Annotated in this window: 25 protein-coding genes and 1 pseudogene; 6 read left to right on the top strand and 20 right to left on the bottom strand. The window is 47.3% G+C overall.

Annotated features, from left to right (window positions below):
• Nucleotides 1-51: 51 nt before the first annotated feature.
• A pseudogene (locus tag JFY74_04660) lies at nucleotides 52-1,461 on the bottom strand (UvrD-helicase domain-containing protein).
• A gap of 117 nt (nucleotides 1,462-1,578) precedes the next feature.
• On the opposite strand from JFY74_04660, the gene JFY74_04655 reads away from it, so the two are divergent.
• Complete coding sequence (locus JFY74_04655) at nucleotides 1,579-2,043, top strand: hypothetical protein (GenBank protein QQG29361.1); 465 nt, start codon at nucleotides 1,579-1,581, stop codon at nucleotides 2,041-2,043.
• 34 nt (nucleotides 2,044-2,077) lie between these two features.
• On the opposite strand, the gene JFY74_04650 is transcribed toward JFY74_04655, so the two are convergent.
• Entirely contained in the window at nucleotides 2,078-2,734 is a 657-nt protein-coding gene (locus tag JFY74_04650) for a hypothetical protein (protein ID QQG29360.1), read from the bottom strand.
• 322 nt (nucleotides 2,735-3,056) lie between these two features.
• Between JFY74_04650 and JFY74_04645 the strand changes: the two genes are divergently transcribed.
• Complete coding sequence (locus tag JFY74_04645) at nucleotides 3,057-3,869, top strand: hypothetical protein (GenBank protein QQG29359.1); 813 nt, start codon at nucleotides 3,057-3,059, stop codon at nucleotides 3,867-3,869.
• 105 nt (nucleotides 3,870-3,974) lie between these two features.
• Here the strand turns inward: JFY74_04645 and JFY74_04640 are convergent, their stop codons facing one another.
• From JFY74_04640 to JFY74_04570, 15 genes are all read right to left on the bottom strand, one after another.
• The gene (locus tag JFY74_04640; protein ID QQG29358.1) at nucleotides 3,975-4,901 is read right to left on the bottom strand and encodes a hypothetical protein; all 927 of its coding nucleotides are present in this window, start codon (nucleotides 4,899-4,901) and stop codon (nucleotides 3,975-3,977) included.
• A 72-nt stretch (nucleotides 4,902-4,973) separates the two neighbouring features.
• Nucleotides 4,974-5,867 (bottom strand): hypothetical protein, encoded by an 894-nt coding sequence (locus JFY74_04635; GenBank protein QQG29357.1) that lies wholly within the window; start codon nucleotides 5,865-5,867, stop codon nucleotides 4,974-4,976.
• Between the two features lie 73 nt (nucleotides 5,868-5,940).
• Complete coding sequence (locus JFY74_04630) at nucleotides 5,941-7,896, bottom strand: DUF1738 domain-containing protein (protein ID QQG29356.1); 1,956 nt, start codon at nucleotides 7,894-7,896, stop codon at nucleotides 5,941-5,943.
• A gap of 55 nt (nucleotides 7,897-7,951) precedes the next feature.
• The gene (locus tag JFY74_04625; protein QQG29355.1) at nucleotides 7,952-8,437 is read right to left on the bottom strand and encodes a hypothetical protein; all 486 of its coding nucleotides are present in this window, start codon (nucleotides 8,435-8,437) and stop codon (nucleotides 7,952-7,954) included.
• A 71-nt stretch (nucleotides 8,438-8,508) separates the two neighbouring features.
• Complete coding sequence (locus JFY74_04620) at nucleotides 8,509-8,787, bottom strand: hypothetical protein (GenBank protein ID QQG29354.1); 279 nt, start codon at nucleotides 8,785-8,787, stop codon at nucleotides 8,509-8,511.
• Nucleotides 8,784-9,224 carry a hypothetical protein gene (locus tag JFY74_04615; protein QQG29353.1) on the bottom strand — a complete coding sequence of 147 codons (441 nt, stop codon included), beginning with the start codon at nucleotides 9,222-9,224 and terminating at the stop codon, nucleotides 8,784-8,786. Before JFY74_04615 ends, JFY74_04620 begins: the two co-directional genes overlap by 4 nt.
• 11 nt (nucleotides 9,225-9,235) lie before the next feature.
• Nucleotides 9,236-9,445 (bottom strand): hypothetical protein, encoded by a 210-nt coding sequence (locus JFY74_04610; GenBank protein ID QQG29352.1) that lies wholly within the window; start codon nucleotides 9,443-9,445, stop codon nucleotides 9,236-9,238.
• Between the two features lie 106 nt (nucleotides 9,446-9,551).
• Complete coding sequence (gene radC, locus JFY74_04605; GenBank protein ID QQG29351.1) at nucleotides 9,552-10,028, bottom strand: DNA repair protein RadC; 477 nt, start codon at nucleotides 10,026-10,028, stop codon at nucleotides 9,552-9,554.
• A gap of 106 nt (nucleotides 10,029-10,134) precedes the next feature.
• A complete protein-coding gene (locus tag JFY74_04600) occupies nucleotides 10,135-10,605 on the bottom strand; it encodes a hypothetical protein (GenBank protein QQG29350.1) in 471 nt (156 codons plus the stop codon).
• Nucleotides 10,606-10,702: 97 nt separating this feature from the next.
• Nucleotides 10,703-11,107 (bottom strand): hypothetical protein, encoded by a 405-nt coding sequence (locus JFY74_04595; protein ID QQG29349.1) that lies wholly within the window; start codon nucleotides 11,105-11,107, stop codon nucleotides 10,703-10,705.
• A gap of 94 nt (nucleotides 11,108-11,201) precedes the next feature.
• A complete protein-coding gene (locus tag JFY74_04590) occupies nucleotides 11,202-11,843 on the bottom strand; it encodes an antirestriction protein (GenBank protein QQG29348.1) in 642 nt (213 codons plus the stop codon).
• Between the two features lie 89 nt (nucleotides 11,844-11,932).
• Entirely contained in the window at nucleotides 11,933-12,448 is a 516-nt protein-coding gene (locus JFY74_04585) for a hypothetical protein (GenBank protein QQG29347.1), read from the bottom strand.
• Nucleotides 12,449-12,521: 73 nt separating this feature from the next.
• The gene (locus tag JFY74_04580; GenBank protein QQG29346.1) at nucleotides 12,522-12,827 is read right to left on the bottom strand and encodes a hypothetical protein; all 306 of its coding nucleotides are present in this window, start codon (nucleotides 12,825-12,827) and stop codon (nucleotides 12,522-12,524) included.
• Between the two features lie 88 nt (nucleotides 12,828-12,915).
• Entirely contained in the window at nucleotides 12,916-13,239 is a 324-nt protein-coding gene (locus JFY74_04575) for a hypothetical protein (protein QQG29345.1), read from the bottom strand.
• Between the two features lie 82 nt (nucleotides 13,240-13,321).
• Nucleotides 13,322-13,597, bottom strand: a complete 276-nt coding sequence (locus JFY74_04570; GenBank protein QQG29344.1) for a hypothetical protein — start codon at nucleotides 13,595-13,597, stop codon at nucleotides 13,322-13,324.
• Nucleotides 13,598-14,031: 434 nt separating this feature from the next.
• Between JFY74_04570 and JFY74_04565 the strand changes: the two genes are divergently transcribed.
• Nucleotides 14,032-14,322 (top strand): chromosome segregation protein ParM, encoded by a 291-nt coding sequence (locus JFY74_04565; protein ID QQG29343.1) that lies wholly within the window; start codon nucleotides 14,032-14,034, stop codon nucleotides 14,320-14,322.
• Between the two features lie 7 nt (nucleotides 14,323-14,329).
• Here the strand turns inward: JFY74_04565 and JFY74_04560 are convergent, their stop codons facing one another.
• Together JFY74_04560 and JFY74_04555 are read right to left on the bottom strand one after the other, a co-directional pair.
• Nucleotides 14,330-15,220 (bottom strand): integrase domain-containing protein, encoded by an 891-nt coding sequence (locus tag JFY74_04560; GenBank protein ID QQG29342.1) that lies wholly within the window; start codon nucleotides 15,218-15,220, stop codon nucleotides 14,330-14,332.
• A 1,132-nt stretch (nucleotides 15,221-16,352) separates the two neighbouring features.
• Complete coding sequence (locus JFY74_04555) at nucleotides 16,353-17,309, bottom strand: hypothetical protein (protein QQG29341.1); 957 nt, start codon at nucleotides 17,307-17,309, stop codon at nucleotides 16,353-16,355.
• 314 nt (nucleotides 17,310-17,623) lie between these two features.
• On the opposite strand from JFY74_04555, the gene JFY74_04550 reads away from it, so the two are divergent.
• From JFY74_04550 to JFY74_04540, 3 genes are all read left to right on the top strand, one after another.
• Nucleotides 17,624-18,073, top strand: coding sequence for a hypothetical protein (locus tag JFY74_04550; protein QQG29340.1), 450 nt, complete (start codon nucleotides 17,624-17,626; stop codon nucleotides 18,071-18,073).
• A 189-nt stretch (nucleotides 18,074-18,262) separates the two neighbouring features.
• On the top strand, nucleotides 18,263-19,765 hold the full coding sequence (locus tag JFY74_04545) for an RES family NAD+ phosphorylase (GenBank protein QQG30445.1): 1,503 nt from the start codon (nucleotides 18,263-18,265) through the stop codon (nucleotides 19,763-19,765).
• 131 nt (nucleotides 19,766-19,896) lie between these two features.
• A complete protein-coding gene (locus JFY74_04540) occupies nucleotides 19,897-20,076 on the top strand; it encodes a hypothetical protein (protein QQG29339.1) in 180 nt (59 codons plus the stop codon).
• A 67-nt stretch (nucleotides 20,077-20,143) separates the two neighbouring features.
• Here JFY74_04540 and JFY74_04535 read toward each other — a convergent pair whose 3' ends face one another.
• Nucleotides 20,144-21,124 (bottom strand): hypothetical protein, encoded by a 981-nt coding sequence (locus tag JFY74_04535; protein QQG29338.1) that lies wholly within the window; start codon nucleotides 21,122-21,124, stop codon nucleotides 20,144-20,146.
• Between the last annotated feature and the right edge of the window lie 617 nt (nucleotides 21,125-21,741).

The raw sequence follows: 21,741 nt of genomic DNA, 5'->3' as shown, positions 1-21,741 counted from the left end.
CCCTGATTCCCCCTTGCAAGTGAGTTGCTCCTCTGCAATCTCGTCAGGATCTTCCTGTTCACAGAGCAGCTTCAATAGTTCATTTCGAACTAAAAGCTTCCTGGCGCGGGTTGTGGCCACATACAGCAAATTGGTTTCATCCGTTCTGGCGGCTTCAGACAGCAACGGGTCGGTAATATCCGCGAAATCGTCGTTCAGGATTACCGTATCCCATTCAAGCCCTTTGCTACGATGCGCTGTTGATACCACCACATCGGCATCTTTTTCATTCGTCGTCGCCTGACGGCGTAAAACCTGTAATTTTTGCGGGAGCGGGAAATATTTATCCAGTAAACCGATCGCCTGATTCATTTCGACGTCGCTGGTTGCCTTGGCGATCGATTTATACTCTTCGAAATCCCTGTATTCACGGCTAAGACGTGGTGTACGCATCCGTTCTGGCATATCGACTGAAAACCAGTACAAATCTTCCAGTTCTTCTGTTTTATAGCCTTCAATCCCCCCGACCCAGTACACGCGCTTCTCTTTCATGCTCTCGTAAAGCGCAGCACCAATGACGCCGGCAACCGTACGACTGAGCACCGTGTAACGCGAAACGTCCGCAGGCAGCCGATCAACCACATCGTCATTACCGCCATTGCCAATCACTGGGTGTGTTTCCTCCTGGCGCGCCAACAGTACATTCGCCATTTCGGCAACCGCGGGGCCAAATCGAAAACTCTGCGTCAGCCACAAACGGTCGGCACCTTCAAGTGCTGGCGAATTCAGCGCGTTATCGGCCCCACGAAAACGATAAATTTGCTGATGGCGATCGCCAACCAGGACGACATTACAATTTTGAGTAAGTACCAGCGAACTGATGACAGGATTGGCATCCTGCGCCTCATCAAACAGGATCGTGTCCCAACGTTTTGACAAATCGGGTGCTGATAACTGGAACAATTTCAGATAGGTATCATGCGTGACAGGAAACGTCGAATCGATGCGACTCATCTCATGCCACAGAAACTGAGCCGCCCCCAATATCTTGTCAGCATCCAGTCCATCGCGATCATTCTCATCCGGAAGATGCTCATAACTGAGTATCGGGGAAGCGCTACACAGGAAATGGTTCAACGTAGCCAACGCCATTCTGACCAGCGGCCAGTGGCGGGTATTCAGTTTCCGGCCGACGTCGGTAATGCGCAAGTTGGGTGTTAATCTCGGCTTTAGATGCTTGCCAAATTTCATCCATGCCAGTTGATGAGAGGTCTTACATTCGACGTTGAAGGGAAATTTACGTTCAGCTTCATCACGGACGGCTCTGTTATAGGCGAGATAAAGCATTCTACGGTCAGGATTGGCTTGAGCGTAGCGAACCAGCGTTGTCGTTTTACCCGTGCCAGCAAAAGCATTAACGACCAGATGTCGCCCTTTCCAGTTGATAACAGCTGATTGCTCTGGCGTATCCGAGTAAGCCATGTCTGTAACCCCATGGTGAAAAATCATGCTCGTACAGTGCGGGAAAGGTAGCCCTATCACCATTAAAAACCAATTATCCACTCTGGAAATTTTTAGCTATGGGAAAAGGGTTTTTTCATGTTTTTTACCGCTATGCGCTATATAAAAATTTCTCTATTTTTTTATAAAGGGCATAAGGTAAGAAAGATGACAGAAGAAATAGCCAGTGTATTGGCAAATGCAGCAATTCCTTCATCAACCACATTCATTCCATATCGCTACAGCGATGATGATAAAATGGCGTTAGAAATCATCACTGATGCGGCGAAGACCTCCGTTATATCAGCCCAGGCAATCAAATTCCTTCAGTTAATAAATACTATTCCTAACGCACTACATCTTGATGGGTATAGTAACGATAAAACTTTGAATGAAACCGCATTGCTTAGCATTAACATAGGTGAATCACCAAAAATAATCGAAGTCATATCAACAAAAGAGAACAATTTAGCCGTGAAAGAAATTATCACTTTGAAAAAAATAATAGATAATGCGGTACAGAATCAGGCAGATTACATCACTGCATTCATACCATTAAAATAGAAAAAGGCCGTGAAATCACGGCCTTTCATAAAATTCACTTGATCTTCAACATCAAGTCAACAAACGATTTTGAGACTTTTTCCGGATCATCCGTCCACATCAACGTATAATTACTTTCCTTTAGTTTCTGAATAAACGTCTGTATATCCTTAGCACTCCCATTTGTATGTAGATATAGCTTTCGCAATGTTTTTTCTCGCGGATGATGATCCTCAGGCAGTTTTTTCACACCAATCAGAATCGTTTTTTTAGCATCATCAACAATATCGCTGATCTTGTTATGTACTTGTGGCCAAACGGTCCTGAGTGTTTCAATTTTCTTTTGCTCAGCCAGTTGCTGAGGGATGCCTTTATTTAATTCATCTAAAAGATGCTGAAAACTGAAGTTGCCTTTCCCTGGCGTCAATTGGAGTTCATCCGTCATCGCCTTTTCTTGTTCGGCATTAAGATAAACCGTAAAGTCCCCTTGCCTTCGGCTACCGTATAATTTTAACGTTAACAACGTATTAATGTTTCTCAAAAAGACAAATAGATGCTCTCCAGATGATTTTTTATCTTCTGGAGAGAAGAACACCATAAAAACAAAGTGTCCACGCCCAATGATCAGCTCAAAAGCGATTGTAGGTTCGTGCCTCACCCACGCCGATGAGTAAATCGCATGCAATTGATTAAAATTAAATTTCACGCTCACATTTCGCATCCTTCCATTGATATCATCTTACACAGTCAGTATCCATTTTAGATGAAGTCGCGCTAGAGGGTCTCTGAGCAAGCACTAATTATTTTTAATTACCATAGACTTAATGCCTATGCAGTCCCCCTAAGTAGCCCACATAAACAAACGATTTTTCAATCTTGACTTTTCCAAAAAAAAATGAAAGCATGAAAAAAGGTCGACTATTAGCCATGGTCCCTTATACCGTTGCCATTTTTTTCATATGCGCAAACGGACGTGAGGCTAAACATTGTTCGTCGGTTTTACCGAGTTGATTGCGCATATTGGAGAAAATGCTATGAAAAAATCATTGTTCAACCCAGCTGCTTGTTTAGCAAACACTATACTTGATCTTTCCGGTAGGGACTTTTCTCGCCCTGACGGAGAAATACTTAGCGCCGATGCTGCAAAAACATCGTTAATCGACATTATCAGTGAGTCTGCCGGTTATAAAGGCGGAGCTCACTTCTACGAGTATTTGAAATTTGCACAGCAGAAAGACCTTAGTCATCTCCCTGCGCAACTCATTTCTCTAGCTAAACAAATTGAAGATGAAGTTGTACAGCGCTATGGACATAGACACGCGTTGGCTTTTCGGGCTTTAACATCCGAAAAGGTCAACCTGAAAGTAGCATACCATCCGTCAGGTAATCTGACATTGATGTACAAAAATCCCGAAATGCCTCTTTATGACGATGCTCGCGGTAGTAACTTATTTACAAACGACGATCCAGCCAGCTTTTATAAAAGCGCAATTTGTCTTTTTGAATTTCTTTTGGCTGCAGGTCGAAAAGTAACATTTGAGAATTTGCCTGAATTGCCCAAGCTTGAGGGTATTTTACTACCACTTCCTGATGATGTAAAAATGAGCATTCGAGCATGGATACATAGACTCTACATCCAAAACCCTGAATTAGACCAAAAAACCCACAAAGAAAACAATGAAAAAATTCGTGAAGAGCTTCTAAAAAACAACCTTAAATTCAAGGGAAAAATATACCCTTCCAATGCACCATCTATATTTAGTTTATATGCGGAAGGCATACTAGTGCCTAGAGTATACTTTGAAGAAGCATCATTGGTTGGCCATAGCCTACTACCTTTTAAATAACGTCACCAATAGCTATATAGATGTATTAGCTCAGAAGTACTTCTACAGAAATGCTTCTAAATCGTGTCCATAGCAGAAAGCACCCCTCCGGGGTGCTTTCTGTTTTTAAGCTGCCAGTTGATGAACTTCCCCCATTGGCTGGCTAATGTTGTTTAATAGCGATACCACATACTCTGATTCCTCTCGTATCCACTCAATTGCATCATTCATCACATCACAGTAATCCGATGCATTCGGCCGTTCAGGATCATTGACCTCCGTATCCCCCGTAAAACTCTTCATTACAGCACCATTTCGATAATGAACATCTGAGCGGAAAGTCACTGGTACATAAATTCCCGCGGCTATCGCATCGACATGCTGGGTCAGAAAGTCATCTTCAAACTCCATGATATCGATGTCATCAATGGACTGTTGAGACATGTACAAACGTATTTCACCAGCGCTGCCACGCCAACGCCGTATCTGTTTTTCCTCAAGTGTGCAGTTGCTGACAAACTGCGTCAGCGTTTCTGCACACTGATGAGAAACATCACGCAACGATCGCTCCAGGTGATCCATAAATCGAAACCAGTAGCGTTCACTCTGTCGAAACTGAGCCAACGTGATGTATTCCTCGGATGCATTGTCACGTTGCCCAGAAGCTTCACGAAACATCACCTCATCCAGTTCGTAGAGTGGCATGATGTCAGCACGCAGCAGTTGGTCGGTACGACCACTGATTTGCGGGTGAATCCGAGGAAGATACAAATACCCATGCTCTACTCCGTTACCGTTAGCCAGCCAGTTCGTGGCGTTTATCCACAACGTCAGGACTTTCCGGCTGCGCTCACGCTTAGCATCGTCTGTATCAAGGCGTTCCAGCATGGTTTCCATCACGGCCGTCAGCTGCTCGTTTTCAAACAACGTTTGCGTATTAACGTAAGTAATACCGGCGTCATCATCCAACTGCCAGCATATGTCGTCATAATCCGGCGCATAGCCTAATGTCCGCTGATACGCCTGCTGAATATATTCATGAATAATGCACATCGTGTACTCCTGTCAAAATAGTGATGGCAGGAGGCCCGGCAGGGCGTTCCCCCTGCCGGGTAAAGTAATCAGTCAGGCAACCAGACGTAATGCTGGCGCCGATGAGTGGTCATCACGTTGCAGACGTCGACGTTCGTCGCGCAGCCAGGCTATCGCCTGCTGCACAACGTCACCGTAGTCTGCTGCGGTCAGCCGGCCCACATTCCCGACCTCTTTCTGAACGGAAAAACGACCGATGATGGCACCATTGTGATAATGAATCCGGCTCTCCAGCGCAACAGGGTGTATCTCACAGCGGCAAACCCGTTTGACATACTCAACGGGGTCTGTCGTGCTCATGCACTCAGGGTCTATCGCCCTCAGGTTCACCGTAATAAACCCGAGATCCGTATCAAACCGTCGAACAACACACTCATCAACGTCACAACGCCGCTTCAATGTCGCCAACTGTGCCACACAATGTTCTCCCGTCTGCGCTAACGCACGACTTAACCAAGACTCAAACCGAGACCAGTGCTGTATCGTTTGCGCCAGCTGCGAACGGAGGATGACATCATCAGTATGTCGATCGCTTTGAGCCGTCAGTCGGATAAAGTCGTCGTCAGACAAATCCAGCAAGGCAGACGGCTCACCAGGTAACAGGCAATCAACCCGACCACTGCTCTCCGGAGACGTCCGCGGCAACAATCGTATATTGCCACTGGCTGTGGCCAGCGCATCCAGTCCCAAAATCCACAGGGTCAGAATGCGTTCACTCAGTTGACAACGAGCCCGCAGCTGACGATTTCCGGGGATCTGATCGAGCATAAACTGCATGATCGGTAACAGCCGATTGCTGTGAAACACGATATCCGTATTCATGTAGTCCTGCAGATCGTTACTGATATCAATCTGCCACTCATCCGGATGGAGAAAGAGGTTCATCTCCTTCAGGTATACCTGTTGAATAAACTGCTCTGTTAGCATGATGCTCCTTACAAATAAAGTAAGGGCGCTTCCCCTTCCGGGAGAAACGCCCGGTTGGGGTTAAATTGTTATATCAAGCGACGTTCTGTTGCGTTTGCCGCTCCTGCTCATGAGCCCACTTACGTTCCCAGCCAAACATCATCCAGAAAGGCGTACGCCAGGTCTGGCGGAGCTCCATACTCAGGCTGTTCCCGACAATCACAATCGCAGGTATGCCACATAAAGCCAGTTGTACATACGCCATCATCGCCGCGACAGGATCGATATCGACGCAGACAGCAGCCATCTGTTTCTGTGGATTGAAGCCCGCTTCAAGCATGGCTTGCGCCATCGCGACAATCAGCCCACCGGCTCCGCATGCAGGGTCTGAGACAGTAATGAAATCCCGTTCCCCGCTGGTCAGTGCAGGCAAACCATCAGCCAGTTGCATTTTCGCCATCATGTAACCAATAGAGTAAGGGGTGAAATACTGTCCCCGGCGCTGATCGCCTAGCTCAAGCTCCATAAAAACCGAGCCGAGAAAATCTGACGCACTGAACTCCATTCCCTCAACTAGCGTGCTGAACAGTAACGGGAAACGGTTCTGATCGGCTTTCTTGTAACGTTTGATCCGCCGCATGTAGTCATCTTCGATTTCCTGCACAAAATGGCACCTGTTATGTAACGCCGCTGCCGACATGTGAATAAAATCGCTGAAGACCGTCCAACGGTTCTCATACGGTGCAATTTCCTGAAACTGGCGGATAAACGTTGCCCGATGCGGATTGGGACGTCCCTGGTTTCTGACCCAGGGGAGCGCGGCGAGATTTCCCGGATCATCTGGGTCACCTCCTTCTTCCTCATCGTTAGCTGCAACCTCATCGACCGATTCGGCAGACGGTGGCGGTAGCAACAACGTGCCAAGCTCCGGAGCCTCCAGAACTACGTCGCTATCATCGATGTCGCTGGCGACACGATGAACAGCCAGGCTTCCGGGATTCAGAGAGAAACGCGCCAATGCATCAGCAACGCTATTCAACTCTGGCGTGAACAATGCCGTCGGCATATCACACCGAGGCCAGTCATAAATCCGTGCCAACGCATTTACCGCATTACTCGGTGAAATGTTGTAGCGCAAGTGCTGATTCACCACGCTGTCACACACTAACGTCGTATCATCCAGTTGCTGGCCATAATGCGTCGTTAACAGATGAGCAGCCTCTCTCTGCCAGTATTGAACCTCATCAAGAGGCAAGGTGACCAACCGCTGACGCTGAGTTTCCAACCAGTCGACAGCCTTCCCCGCCTCAGATGCCGATTTAAACAGTATCCACGGATCTGAGCCCCGTTCCCCTGTCCACATCGGGTCGCCGGCAAGAAGTATACCTGCCCGAGCCGCAAGCAACGCACGCCCGATATCAGCGATGAGTGCTTCTTGCAGATGTGAGTTTATGTCAGGTAAACCATTCGGTAACGTAAAGCGGCCAAGCCGGCTTGGATGGCCTGTTGCACGAACCAGCAGTGCGGCCAGACTCTCTCCGTCTGACTCAGGTAATTCAATGCGATCACTGTCGGGCAGATAAACCGCCGGACGTTGTGCATTGAACAGAACAGGAACCCCGGACGCAGACTGCCACTGCCCTACCCGATCCATTCCTGGTACGGGAGACGGTGGCCACGGCCAGCCGAGTTGCAGCATGTCGGATAATCCCTCGCACTGTTCAACGTTGATAACCCGAAACAGTGAAAGTGACGGTTTGTAGCGGACGATGGTGGTCGGTCGCTGCCCCGGAGTGATTCTTCCGCCCAGAGAGCGTAAATCATCACCCGTCAGCCAACGATTTGATACCAGGCCGTTTTGCAACGCCGATTGCCAGAGCAATAACGCGTTAATGCCGGTGAAACGTTGTCCGCTTAATGCGTGCTCCGGTATCCCCTGGCGAATAACACTCTGTCTCCACGGCGTTTTACCCGCGTTGACACTCTGCATCAGACGTTCTGTTAACAGCCGGCAAATATCACCGGCATCCCTCAATGTGAAAGTTTTCATCATGGTCTCCATCAAACGGGACCATCCCCTGAGGGATGGCTCCCTCAGGGAAAAATCAGAGTACAGTGGTGAACAGTTGCAGAATTGCGTGGCCCGCAATAACGGCTTGCTGGCACAACTGCACAAACTGCTCATGATGCAGATAGGCCCAGACAACAGAGGATGTAATTATCCCTGTCGCCGACATAGCGATCAGAAACTGGTTACGCCGGCGGCGAAACAGTGCTTCTTTCTCTGCGACTTGCGTATGTAAAAACAGCCCTAGCGTTTGCAGTTCCGCGAAACGGCTAAACTCCTCACGTCTTAGCGCATCACAGGCCGCATCAAAACGTTCCAGCTCTATCGGGTGCTGATCCTCAAGAAATCGGCGATAACCACCATCGCGTATCGTTTTGTAATGACGGTCAAACTCAGCCTGCAACCAGCTATAAAAATGACTGCGCGTGCGCTCAATAGCTCCTGACTCTCGCGTTAGCGACTTCATTGCGCCTTGCGTTGCCAGGGCCGATTCTTGGTGTTCATTAGTGGTCAGTAAACTCATGGTATGGACTCCGAAAAAAAAGACGGGTCCACCCCTGCGGGTGTCCCCGTCAGGGTTAGTAAGGTGCTGTGTTAGCCGGTCACGGTCAGGCTGATATGAATAACATCATTCTCATAGCGCAGATAAAACTGCTGCCACAACGATGTCGATTCATTGCCGTCACCGGTTAAACAAAAATAGCCGGTCGTTATTTCTGAGCGAGTGCTCGCAGCCAGTGCTTTTAATGCATGACGAATCAGACGATGTAGCCGTTCAGTCTCGCATGCCGGCTCGGGCGTAAACGCGACGAGTCTTTCCCAAGCGCTGTCATCAATGGCAACGGCCGGAGAAGAATGCGACCTGTCCATCATGCTGCTTCATCATTCTGAGCAGTTGACGAAATCGTCACGACAGCGGGCATCCTTTCAGGTTTACGTTGGCGAACATTACGTAATAACTTCTTGTGCATGGCCAATGCGGTATCAACCGCTTCATCCTCGCTATCCATATAACGTTCACCGTAAAACGGTTCAGCTGCCTCCTCGCCGAAATACAGCAGTTCGACACCAGGCTTATAGCTGTGCCGGTGTTGCAGTACGATTGCTCGGCCACAGCACTGGTGATCGTCAGCAAGCAGCCACTTCCCTGTATAAATTATTCGATGAGCTGACGATTCCATCGGCTCTGAACGCTGTCGCCAGGTCTGATAAAGCCAGACAAGCGCTCGCGCAGACAATTTGCTCGTCCAGCGCACGATGAACCACAGCCCTGTAAACAGAACAATCAGTATGTGTAAAGGCATTGGCATAACCCCTCCTTTCAATGCGTTAATCCGCGAAGTGCGAGGACAACAGCTAAAAGCACCAGAGAACCGGCGACTTTCAGCAACGTGAGATAACCAAGCAGCTTCAGCAGTGCATTGCGATCGCGCCGAAAACATTCACGACGTATGAGCTGACACAATGCGTCTTCCTGCTCTGGTGTAAACGAAGCATCCTGAGTGGGAGCTTCTTGAGTGATATGAGACATGAACTCTCCTTTTTGGTGATAAAAAAAGGGAGAGTCATCCCGTAGCGGGAGAAGGCTCTCCCCGTGGGGTAACGTCTGATTAGACGAAAGTATTTAATTTATGTGGTTATAACCAGCCGCGTTCAGCAAACGACACCATTTCACCGTGGCCAACCACTATGTGATCTAGTAGGCGTGTTTCAATCAGATCTAGTGCGTTAACCAGATCCTCGGTGATTTGTCGATCGGCATTACTGGGTTCAGCATTACCAGACGGATGGTTATGCGCACAAATGACCGCGGCCGCATTCAGAGAAATGGCACGACGAACAATTTCACGTGGATGGACTTCAACGTTTGCAATCGAGCCGGCAAAAAGGGACTCACAGGCAATTAAACGCTCCTTACGATCTAGGAACATAACAACAAAAACTTCTCGTTCCATGTGCTCCAATTTGAGACGCAAGTAAGCTTTAATATCTTCAGGGGACGTCATGACTTCCCGTTTCCTGACTCTCCGTTCAAGCAGTGCCAATGCCATATTGATGACACGTGCCTCACGCTCGGTATAAGCCGTAGTACTGGGGGGTGTTAATTCGCGCATAAAAGACCTTTTACGGGCGAATGCTTTCCCCCTAGTGGCGGAAAACATTGCCACTGGGGGGAAAGGTAAAATTATCGTAAGTCGATAATTAACGTAAAACAGACTGTCAGTGCATCAAACAACCTTCAAGCAAAGGCTTACACTCAGTGTTGGGAACGAGCCGTACACACTGGTCACTCAAAACGAGTCTTATAACTTTTGACTCGCTAAGGTACTTAATGTGCGCAGCCTCATCAGAAAAACCCGAACGAGTATACTTAACGTCGGTGACACCATAGTGAAAATAGGTGTCCCAGACCCCCTTGCCAGCTTTCTTTCCCTGTGAAATAACATCATCAAAATAATGTCTGTAATTCTCGGGAATAAAGCCCAACTCAAAGGTTTCGCCTAGACACTCTGCGATTTCGAAAATCAGATAATCATGGCCTGTAGTGCCACTATGATCAGGAACACAGTTGATATCAGACTGCTTGAATGTACTCATCTCCATCAATTTGCCTTCTATTGCAGAAATCACACAAAGCAGCTCAACGACAGAATGACGATTACGATAAAGATGATTAAGTAAAGTATTCATAGATAAATCCTCTCTTCAATTTGAAAAGGGATTTATCCCCCATAGGAGAAAAATCCCCATATGGGTTAGGTAACAAAAAATACATCAAAAACTGTATTCAGTGGGCCCGACTGAGGTACGTGATATAACCATCAAAATCGCTGTTGCCATCCAGGCCGGAAGAGAATTCCCAGCGAGTATGCTTACCTTCCTGGACGCCATTCTGAAAGGCTTTGTCCCAAAACTCATGGGCAACTTTGTTTCCCAGTGAAATCACATCATTCAAGTAATGACTGTAATTATCAGGGATAAAATTCAGCCCAACGGTTTCGCCAAGACATTCTGCGATTTCGAAAATCTGATAGTCATTGTCTGTAAAACCATCCTCATCAGGGGAACAGTTGATCCGAAGTGCCTCGAATGCACCAACCTCCATCAATTTTCCTTCTATGTCAGAAATCACACACAGCAGGTCAACGACAGAATGACGATTACGAGCAAGACGGTTAAGTAAAGTATTCATAATGGATAAATCCTTTTTTCAATTTGAAAAGGGATTTATCTCCACGTGGGGATAAATCCCCGTGTGGGTTAAGTTAAACAGCGTCAGGCAAACCTCAGCCAGCATGGCTGTTCTTATTCAGGTTACGAGATGCACATTCGATGATGTCACCCAATACCATAAGCAATTGCGGCATGGTCAAAGGTGTACCTTCCGCGATAATCCCGAGCTTCACTGCGCCTTCGCCAATTGCATTGGCGAAAAGAGCACGCTGATGAAGAAGATCATCAACAGATTCGGTAGCCAAATCACGATAACTGCTGTTGTCTGAACCGAACTCCGGCGTTATTGCATTCGCTTCCGCATGAGTGCGAGCGTAACGCAGCAAATCGTCGAATGCGTCCTGGATTTGCTTGCCTTCTGTGTCCGATATCATTGGCAATCGGTTATCTTTGAAATCGAGTAGCACCCCATGAAGGGCGCATAACGTCACCATTAACCCGAATGCATCCGTTGTTACTTGGACTCGGAACCGGGATGCGTAAACATTATAAAGTTTATCACCGTCAGGAACGGCATATACCGGGGTTTCCAGATCGTCGGTCACCTGAGGGTGCCAGTCATTCCAGCTACCACTGCTAACATGGAGCTTAGACTGCCAGACCTCAATAATGTACTGAACGAATACGTCGTAAGTCTCTTTCGACATGAAGGAGTAGAAAGTTTCAAAGGCTGACGCTTTGTTAGTCTGAGTCATGGATAAATCCTCTTCTAAATTCAATGTGAAAGGGATCTATCCCCAACGGGATAGATCCCGCATGGGTTAAGTCACGATATGGCAGTCGGTCAGTAGAACGTCCGGCCTTCATACCAATTGCGCTCGACATCTACACTGAGCACGTAAAGGTAGTAGTCAATGAGCCAAATGCTCGCATCAGGGCTCTCATGAACACGGGCAGCATCCTTCAGGCCTTTATTAAAATAGTGCTGCCACAGGGCAGCATTAATAGAAATGCCGAGCTCAAGAATATCTGTGAAGTATTTGTCAAAAAACGTGCGCGGTAGCAGTTCCAGATTGATAATTTCACCGGCCTGCCGTGCAACCCACGCTATGCTTTTTTCATCAGGAGTCATACAAGCTAAATCGTCCCACTCGATCATGTCATCAATTCTGATACGCATGAACGAAGCAGCTGTCATCAGTTCGGACTCAAGACGTATCAGCGCTGTCGCTTCCATCAATACAGACTCAATATCAGAGACAATCCTGATGAGGTCTGTTGTGGAACGTTGTAAAAATTCATCATCACGTCGCAGGATCGCCAGGCGCGAGACGAAAGGTTTCGTGTTGAAATCGTGCATCGATAAATCCTTTTTTCGGTTCAAAACGAAAAGGGATTTATCTCCACTGGGGATAAATCCCCATGTGGGTTAATTAAGGCGTAAAACTTCTTACCAACATTGTTATGTCAAAATCCCGACTAGCGGGAACTTTGATGCTGTAGCCAGTACCTTCCGTAGGATGCATGCGATGTCTGAAAAAGTGGTAATACCGTTTCCAGAAGAAACAATATCTGACTTCACAGGTGTGCATGTACTGCCACACTTCACCGAAATTTTCTGCAATTGTTGGTTTTGGCAGGTTTCGATTTGCTGAATGCTGCCCAAGAGTAGCCCACATGGCATGCCATTCAATGCTGTCACGTGGAACAAGGTCTATTCCCATATCATCTCTGTTCATTGATAAATCCGCTTCTGAATTAAGTTGAAATGGATTTATCCCCTCTGGGGGTAAATCCCCATGTGGGTATGAGTATCATCCTCCAGTGTCACTGATACCGATAACGCAGCGTTGCTAACTGTTTTGCTAGCAATTGCGCAACCTTGATTGCCTCGTGACGCTGTGGAAACGTATTATCGGCGCAGGCATGAGAGTCGAACTGGTAAGATTTTGAGCCTAACCAACCGGTAGAGCTTTCTATCTGGTAGCTCCATTCCGAACCGCTTCGAAAAACCAGCGCACGGAATCTCATATGTCCAGAGCGATTAGGTATCCACTCACCAATAAATGCATCGTTACGCTGTGTGTTTTTCTTCAGCAACGCAGACAGACGCTCAGTAAAATTACTCGTACGACGTAAGACCATTTGCATGATGTTCTCCTGATGAAACGGGAGAACATCGACCCAGACGGGAAGATGTTTTTCCCGTTGGATTGCTGGCTTAAAGTCGGTGTTAGAAAGAGTCTTCCGGATATGCCTGTTCTGTCGAAACCGTAACAGGTTCAACAGAAGTATCCATCGGTTCATCTTGTTGAGGCTTATGCTGAAAACCGCCGAGTCTGCTCAAATAAAAAAAACAGAAGACGATGACAGCACTTCCACAAATGAGTAACAGCTGAAGGAAACTGTAGGTCTTATAAATATGTTGTCGCGTTTTCACTTTTTTCTTCAGTGAAAGCAACAACTGACCTGCCCAGTATCCATCACGATATGCAGTAGAAGAGTTCATTGTGGTTGCTCCAAAATAAAATATTTGGAAAACCACCCCCTGCTATCGGGAAGTAGCTTCCCGGAGGGATTGATTGATGGTTAGTAAAATCGGACCTTCATCACCACGCTCGCAACGGCGTTTAAACTACCTGGTGATATCTGCTTCCAAAGGCTGGCAGATTTACCACACGCAACTGAGCGTGTTCTTCCTTGCAGGCTACAGAAGTGTTCTTTTGTGACTACCCGAAGGCGATCCTCACGAGTCACCGGATCATTAGTGGTCGTCAGAGACGACAGGTTAGCCCGTTCAACATACTCAAAGATGGAATTGAATTCAATATATTCTCAACTATTCCTGAGTCATTAAATTATTCGTATCTGATACGAATAAAGCATTGAACTGTTTGCAGGAAGAATATTTAATCGTATCTGATACGAATAAGAGGAGGGAGTATGCGTATTTCAAGAAATCAACGTGATGTCTTGTTTCTGCTGTATGCAATTGAGCAGAAAAAAGGCCATCAACACTTTGTAACAGCTACAGCCTTATTCTCTATGATAAGTAGAAACCGTAGCGTGACATTATATCAAAATCATTTAAGAACGTCCTGTCATACTCTACATAAAAATGGTTTTGTTGAACAGTATAGAGACGAACAATTAAAATTGTCCTATGCGTTAACAGAACAAGGAAGATTGGCAGCCTTGACGATTTACAATGAAACTGCCAAAAATCCTTCTTGAAATTCTCTCACTGAGAGGGATCAACTTTATTATAAACGCGGGCAACATAACGACCACGACCATCCCCGTGCCCCAAATCCATGGAAACTAATGCATCAGCCTCTTCTTTACTAAATCCATTTTTAAGATGTAGCTTTGTTGCATCTTGGGTATAAGCATATCTAAGGCTATGAGGTGCATATTTTCCGACAAGCCCCGCTTCCCTAACGATATTACGATACTGTTCAATTGCCAAATGCAACGCAGGACGATTAATCAACCGCCCGTTATTTTCGCTCGTAATATGTATTGCATTATTCACTGCATTGATTAACGTGTCCCTTTCAATAATTGTCGTATCTCTTGGCCTCCCCCCTTTCGTGCCGTAAACGATCCGGACTTTCTCATTACCATTTTGTAATGCCTTTTGCCATGTTTTAAGAGACTTAACTGATTGAATAGTTTCTTCAGTCCGTAAACCAAGAAGGCGGGATAATTCCATTGCAGCTGCTGCACCTTTATCTGCAGCACTCACCTTTTCTAAAATCCCTTGATATACATTATCTGGAATAGCGACTTTTGAACCGTCACGACTCACGCCAGAAATACCCAATGCCTGATTACTCAGTTTTTCGTTTTCTGGGTTAGCCATAATGGTCTTACCGGCTGCACGCAGAATGGATCGTATTGCTGACATTTCATTTTGCAACGTCCTGATTGAAATTTTCTCTTCCTGACGACTTCTGATATACATTTCAATATGACGAGGCTTAATATTCTTTGCATCCCTAATCTGCACATTCAAGCGCTTTAACCTTTCCGCAAAACGATCGGCTATTTTCATACGGTCATTAAGTGTTTTAAAACTACCGCCACCGTCCCGCGCTAACGTCACAAGATTCTTGTTTAACTTAGCCATATAGCCCTCCAGTTCTAATGAAGTGAGTTACGTATTCCGTCAGTGTGAACGGAATACGTAACTCACCGGCACCCTTCTAAAAGAGAGCAAAAATAGGTACTTCATCCCCGACGACACGGTTTGATTTTGCGCATCCTGCGTCTCAGCAGACATCTGTGCATCGGGGGCGAAATGTTGAATTGTTGCAAGGCACCCTGGGTGTTACCCATTCGCGGCTTACGCCGGGCTGACTTTCGTCAGTCTACCTCCACACGCCAGTTGTTGCTGGCGTCGCCATCGATGTCGTGCTGATTACCTCCTCTATCTAATAGAAATGTCTTCATGATGATGTTTTTCATACATTCGGACTGTTTGTTAAATGAACGACCATTAAACGGTTAGTAAAACGTCTTTATACGTACTAAAAACCGTTACTACGTGTTGGTCAGATGGTAGAAGAATCGTCTATCGGGCAGTGCGTAAGCTCTGACCGTATTACGCGCTCGCGCGTCACTTGGTATTCGCGTTGCTCATGCACAAGTGACGCCGCGCAGCTTTGACCTTCCATTGCGACTCCCGTAAGCGGCCAAATGTACCAAATGGCCTTATACGTGCGTGCAAAGGTCGGACGGTGCTCTAGACGTATTCGTATCTTGAATCGTGCGTAAAACAGAAAACTTCGAACAACATCAAATTGTTGCTGAAGCTATCGGGCTGAGCTCGCTAAGACGAGTCAGTATTTGAGTGGATAAACGGACCTTCATCACCACGCTCGCAACGGCGTTTAAACTACCTGGTGATATCTGCTTCCAAAGGCTGGCAGATTTACCACACGCAACTGAGCGTGTTCTTCCTTGCAGGCTACAGAAGTGTTCACAGCCACCCTAAGGCGATCCTCACAGGCTGACGGATCATTGGTGATCGTCCGAGTGGACGATGGTACAGCGAAAAGGATATTAACAATGCGATTCGGGATCGTCAAATAGTTACCCACATACCCACCGACAAAGTCGGCTCGACACTCGCCGACCGCTTCCGTTCGTCCGCGCCTTTGGTGGGCGCAGACTCACTGGCTTATTTGTCCGTGGATATATGGATAACAAACAAAACAATCAAATAGAAACTTCAGAGTAAAGAAAACTATGGGATTATTCTAACCATCTATCTTGAAATCAAAATTTAGAATATAACTAAATAATGCAATGCGAGCATGAGTTTCGACTTCATTAAAAAACCTGACATCCTTCATTGAAAATGAGGACAGCATTTTGTCTATCCGAAGAATATCTCCAGCATGAGTAATGCTACTCCGTTTTTTATAGAATTCTCCGATGAGTTTTTTGAATGAAAGCCCATCAAATTCCTGTTGGGTACGATAAACACCCTTTACATCATTCTGAACCTTAAAATTTTCTTCAGAGTATTTATTCATAAAATCATTAAAACGACGAGTTATTGAATAAACAGGTTGTTTGCATGACTCACACTTCTTAGATTCAAACCCATTTCTTTCACCTTCAAAGTCTACCAAATTCTCAATTGAAGATATGTAACCAACAACCCCCATGCTAGCCGAAATTAAGATAATCTGTCTCATTTTATTTTGAAGAAATAACGAAGAGTTTATTCTTGACCGCGATAAATCATCTAATCTAAAGTAATTATCAAGCAACAGTTCTGATTGACTCTGAATTTCGATAAACGCTAAGCCTGGATTCATTCTTTCAAGGATTCGAGTATCACTTTTTTCCATAGGGGAAGAGTGTGGTTCTTTTTCAACCGGTGTAAAACCCTGGATTATTTTCTGTGGCAAAGGCTTCGCCCCCATACCGTCAGTATCCAATTCACAAGATTGATTAGTGCAAATATGTAGAAGTGCAATTAACTCCTGAAGTAAATCAAGGTGACCATAAGCCTGTCCGAATACGTTTTTAAACTCCCATTCTTTATTCATCATATATTTATCATTGAATTCAATATCAACATATTTATGATCAGGGGTAGGGCCTGATTTATCACTCTCCAATATTTGAAAAACATCTTTATATCGATAATACCCCAGAAATACACAACTAACTTTCAGTGTTGAACGATAAAAAACATCACTCACCATCACCTCCGCCGTTTAATAAAAACCATCTCAGCCTATTCATTACTAAATAACTTTTCGTATTGATACTTCACTTCTCATCATGCTTTGTTCTAACTTCCCTTCTCGTAGGCCGGAAACGTATTCGCGCCGCTCACAATGAATACATATCGTATGATACATGCATATAAAATGTGTAATACGAAGAATACCATCGCATCATCATTTTCAGGTAACAGATCCGGATTCTGGCAGTCCCGGAAGTCATTGAAGAATGACAGTGCTTGCGGCTATGCTCGCTGGCAATAAAACAACAGTGAACAGGAACGTGCGGGATGTATCTTGACGAACCGGTCAGTAAATGGCCTCCACTCCGGGTTACGTGGAGTAAAGACCCGGATGGAAGGGACTGGGCATTTGACGGTGATCCCCCTGAGTGGGCAGCTCCGGTCGGGAAGCTACGCCTGGGGAGCGCATTAACCGCTGAAATACATGCGCATCTGATCTATGCCAGAAAAATCGACTGTGTCGAGGAACTCAGGGAGGGGGCCATTGATGATAAGATTGAAGACGTCATCAATCACTGGAAAGACGGAGACGCGCTGACTCCGCCCGTGTTACGGATCGTTGAAATAAATGGTGTTAAAAAAATCGATATTGCAGACGGTAATCACCGATTTAATGTGGCGCACCTCACCGGTGAAATAAAGATAACTTTTCTTGCATCGCCTGTGGATTCGGCGAGCCTGGAGGCGCTGATCCCGTCATTAGTCTGGAAGCCTTAAGCCAGGACTTCGGGCGAACGCCAGGCCTGTTAATGCCAGATGTCCTGCATGAAGCATGTCACTTTAAATTTCACTGCTTTGGACCTCATTTTTCATCGGAATCCGAAAACTGATAAAGCAGGAAATCTCAGGCAGGCTACGTCTGATAAACTTCCTGAGCAGAGTATTCACACGGAGATACCTTTATTTATGAGTGCCGAAGAGCCAGATGAGTGCTGGGTTTGTGCTGTTTGTATTACAGAAGAATTTTTACGAAACAGTATTGAGAAGGAGGGAATCCAGCAGACTTGTCATTACTGCGCGCAGATCTACGCCTGTTTCTCTTTGGAGGCAGTAAGCAACCTGACAGAAAAGGCGATTAAAGCACATTTTTACCGGACGCCCACTGAACCGAACGAGATGGAGTATGCCCGACTTCGTCATACTGATGATTATGACTGGTTCCGCGACGGGGAAGATATCGTGCAGCTTATTGGAGATTTGCTCCAGACACGCCGTAAGATTGCAGACGATATTCAACAACTCCTCGAATATAGACATTCTGATTTTGATTCCGACATCATCGGACTGGAGACCGAGTTTGCACGGGGTGCCTGTTATGCTGAACATCGCAAGATAAGTACCGGCCGTCTCGATTCCATGTGGAGACAATTTGTTACCTCGTTAAATTCAGAGTCACGTTTCATCAACCATGCCGTCAACACCACCCTCGACAGCATATTTCGTGGTGTGGAGACAATGCGTGCCCACGGTGAAGTACCGGTGACCATTGAGGCCGGTCCAGGTACTGCGATCCCGTCACTGTACCGCGCCCGCTGGAGTCGTAATCATACTGAGCTAGAGCAAATGCTTGTGTCTCCGGACAGGGAGTTAGGCCCGCCGCCGCCTCATCTCAGTGGTGAAAACCGTATGAGCGCCAGAGGTATTTCGGTCTTTTATGGTGCCAGTTCAGTCGATACGGCCATTTCTGAAATTCGCCCTCCGGTGGGCTGCAATGCGGTTTGCGCCAAGTTCAGTCTTATCCGCTCGCTCAGGCTGCTGAACCTGCCAGCGCTTGAAAGTGTTCTGGATAACGGAAGCCTGCTCGATCCGGAGTATATAAAAAGACGTGAACAGGCTGCGTTCCTCTCTACGCTGACCAGAAGGATTGTCGATCCTGTACTGCCTGGTGAAGAAGACTTCCGTTATATCCCGACTCAGGTTATAGCAGAATACCTGGCGGACTCTTCCCGATTTGACCTTGACGGCATCCTCTATCCCTCCGTACAGCTGCCGGGGGCTGGGCTGGAGGAGCGATACAACGTTGTATTGTTCCATAAGGCCTCCCGTGTCCGCCTGATGACACTGCCGGCAAAGGAGGACTGCATGATCAGATATGGCCATCAGTATGACGAAGATGAATGGGAGCCAGATATCTGTGTTACAGAGATTATATCTTCTCAGGATACCGGTGCGCCGGATGCCGACGGGCGTGAAATTTCCGACCTTTCACTTCAGGACGATCGCCGGGAGCCTGCTCTGGAGATAGATCTCCACTCTGTCAGCGTTCACGGTATACGGGCTGCCCGGTTTGAATATTCCACAGACTCCGTCAGGCGGAGCACATACAGCTATACCCCGCGTTCTGAACCAGCCGGTTCCGTCGTTCCGCCATGGGACTTCGCCTCTGGTCAGGACGATTTTCCGTTCTAACTCTGAAATTCCTCGCTTTCCCGGCCCAGTTATTGCTGCGCGATCAGGCGTGAATATCTGCAGATAGGTAGTGTACGGCGGGCGTCGTGACGGCATGGTAGAGGCTCTTATCACCACACAAGGCCATACATATGAATACGCAACATGAAATCCGCAAACTCTGGCAGACCAGAGAAGCGCAGCAGCGAACCGGCGAGGAGGCCATCCGTCTGGCTGACGACGCCTGGGCACAGGGACTGCGTTTGTCCCGCCATCAGCACACGCATTACCAGTTGGTGATGGATCTGGTGCGCCGGGATATCCGGGCATAATCACGGGGGAGCTGGGCGGCGGCCCAAAAAAAGGCCGCCGAAGCGACCTGTGAGTGGAGTGGAAGGGTTAGGCGAGGAACGGTTTCAGGTGTGCATCCGTCAGCGACGCCAGTACCTCAGCCACGTGTTTCAGCGGGGTCGGGTGATTGAATTCGGAGCTTCCTGCGTAGCCCTTGGAGTAGACATTCAGCTCGCAGCGGTCGTCAATGAACGTAAAGCCCCGTTGCATCTCCCCGCCGTCTTCAGGAAAGGCCATCGCGTGATACCCCGTGTCTTTTTTGGCCACAATTTGCCGTTTCTCCAGCGTGGGGTAACACAGGCCGCTCAGCGCCTCCTGGGCAGCAGCCTTTGCGGCAATCTGTGCGCCAGCCGGCGTCAGCGTGATGACGGCAAGCCAGGCCCCGTACGCGTAATCAGCCGGTTTGGTGATGGCGACGGTACAAAATTTCCCTTCATGCCGGACGTCGTGCAGATCCGCAGTAATCGTGACTTTATTCATTAATGCCCTGATTTCATTTATATTTTTATAATACCGGTAGTAGGATTCGTCGTCGAAGGCGTTGAAGGAGTTGAAGATCTGCTCCCAGGCGGCCTTCACGACATCGGGGGAAGACGACGCCACTTCGGCAAACAGCGCAAACCACAGCGTCATGCCCTTTACCGTACGCGGAGTGCCTTTGATCACCTGATTGGCGCGAACCATGATATAGGGCGTATTGCGTACCAGAATATCTTCCAGCTGCTCGTCGGAGCTGATAGTAAGCAGCTTGGCCATCTCCAGGCTGTGACCGGTCGTGATGTGCGATTCGTACGGCAGTTCGATGAGTTCGGCGCCGAGGTTTCTGGCCATCATCTCATCCAGCGCGGCCACATGCTTGCTCATCATCCCGAACATCTTGATGCGATCGGTGAGGTACTGCTCGGCGAGTTCGCGCAGAATAACCGACTTGGGTTTGCTCCACAGAATAGACAAATGGGTGAGCGTGATATCAAATTCTCGGCTAAAGCCACGCACGGTGTAATCGATAGTTTCTTTCTCGTGTACCATGTGGTACTCCTAATTTTGTCAGAATTGACGGGCGCTGGCTGGACCATCAACTTTCCAGGCTTATGGCCAGCCAGCAATTTCACCTTAGCGTCACAAGTCTTAATGATTGATGACGCTATGATGTATTGATGATGCTATTGGTATATTGTCATTTATGCAACCTGTTACTGCCCTTCCTCCCTGTTATTTTCCATTTCCGGTCAGACATCATGTCATCGTCATAACGATGAGGCGTTCCCCTGCTTGGTGATGCCGTGGCGATTTTTTGTTCATGTTTCCGCTACGGATCCGGTTTCTGCTAGACCCGGATCTGCGCAATCCGACCGCCGTCGGAGGCGTCCGCCTAGCGCCGTCATCCCGTCCAACCACTTGAAATACGGCAGATATTAGGCGTCAGTCGGGCACCCGCGCTACTCAGCGCGGCAGGGCGGACGGGCGTCCCCCTCTGCCGCTGCGGGCGTGTCCTGCTTCCGAAAACCGCGTATACTGAAATAAGTCGGATCCGTTGAAACGGGCGGTCCGGTAATTAAGCTGGGTGATTGCGTCATAGGTGACTATCAGATAAGGGACATTCACGGCAGCAATAATAAGCCGGGGAATATTCAGGCCGGTAACGG

This window comes from Pectobacterium carotovorum (assembly GCA_016415585.1).
GTDB classification, from domain to species: domain Bacteria; phylum Pseudomonadota; class Gammaproteobacteria; order Enterobacterales; family Enterobacteriaceae; genus Pectobacterium; species Pectobacterium carotovorum_K.
Note: the sequence above shows the minus strand (reverse complement) of the source record. Positions and strands in the feature narration are given on the sequence as shown.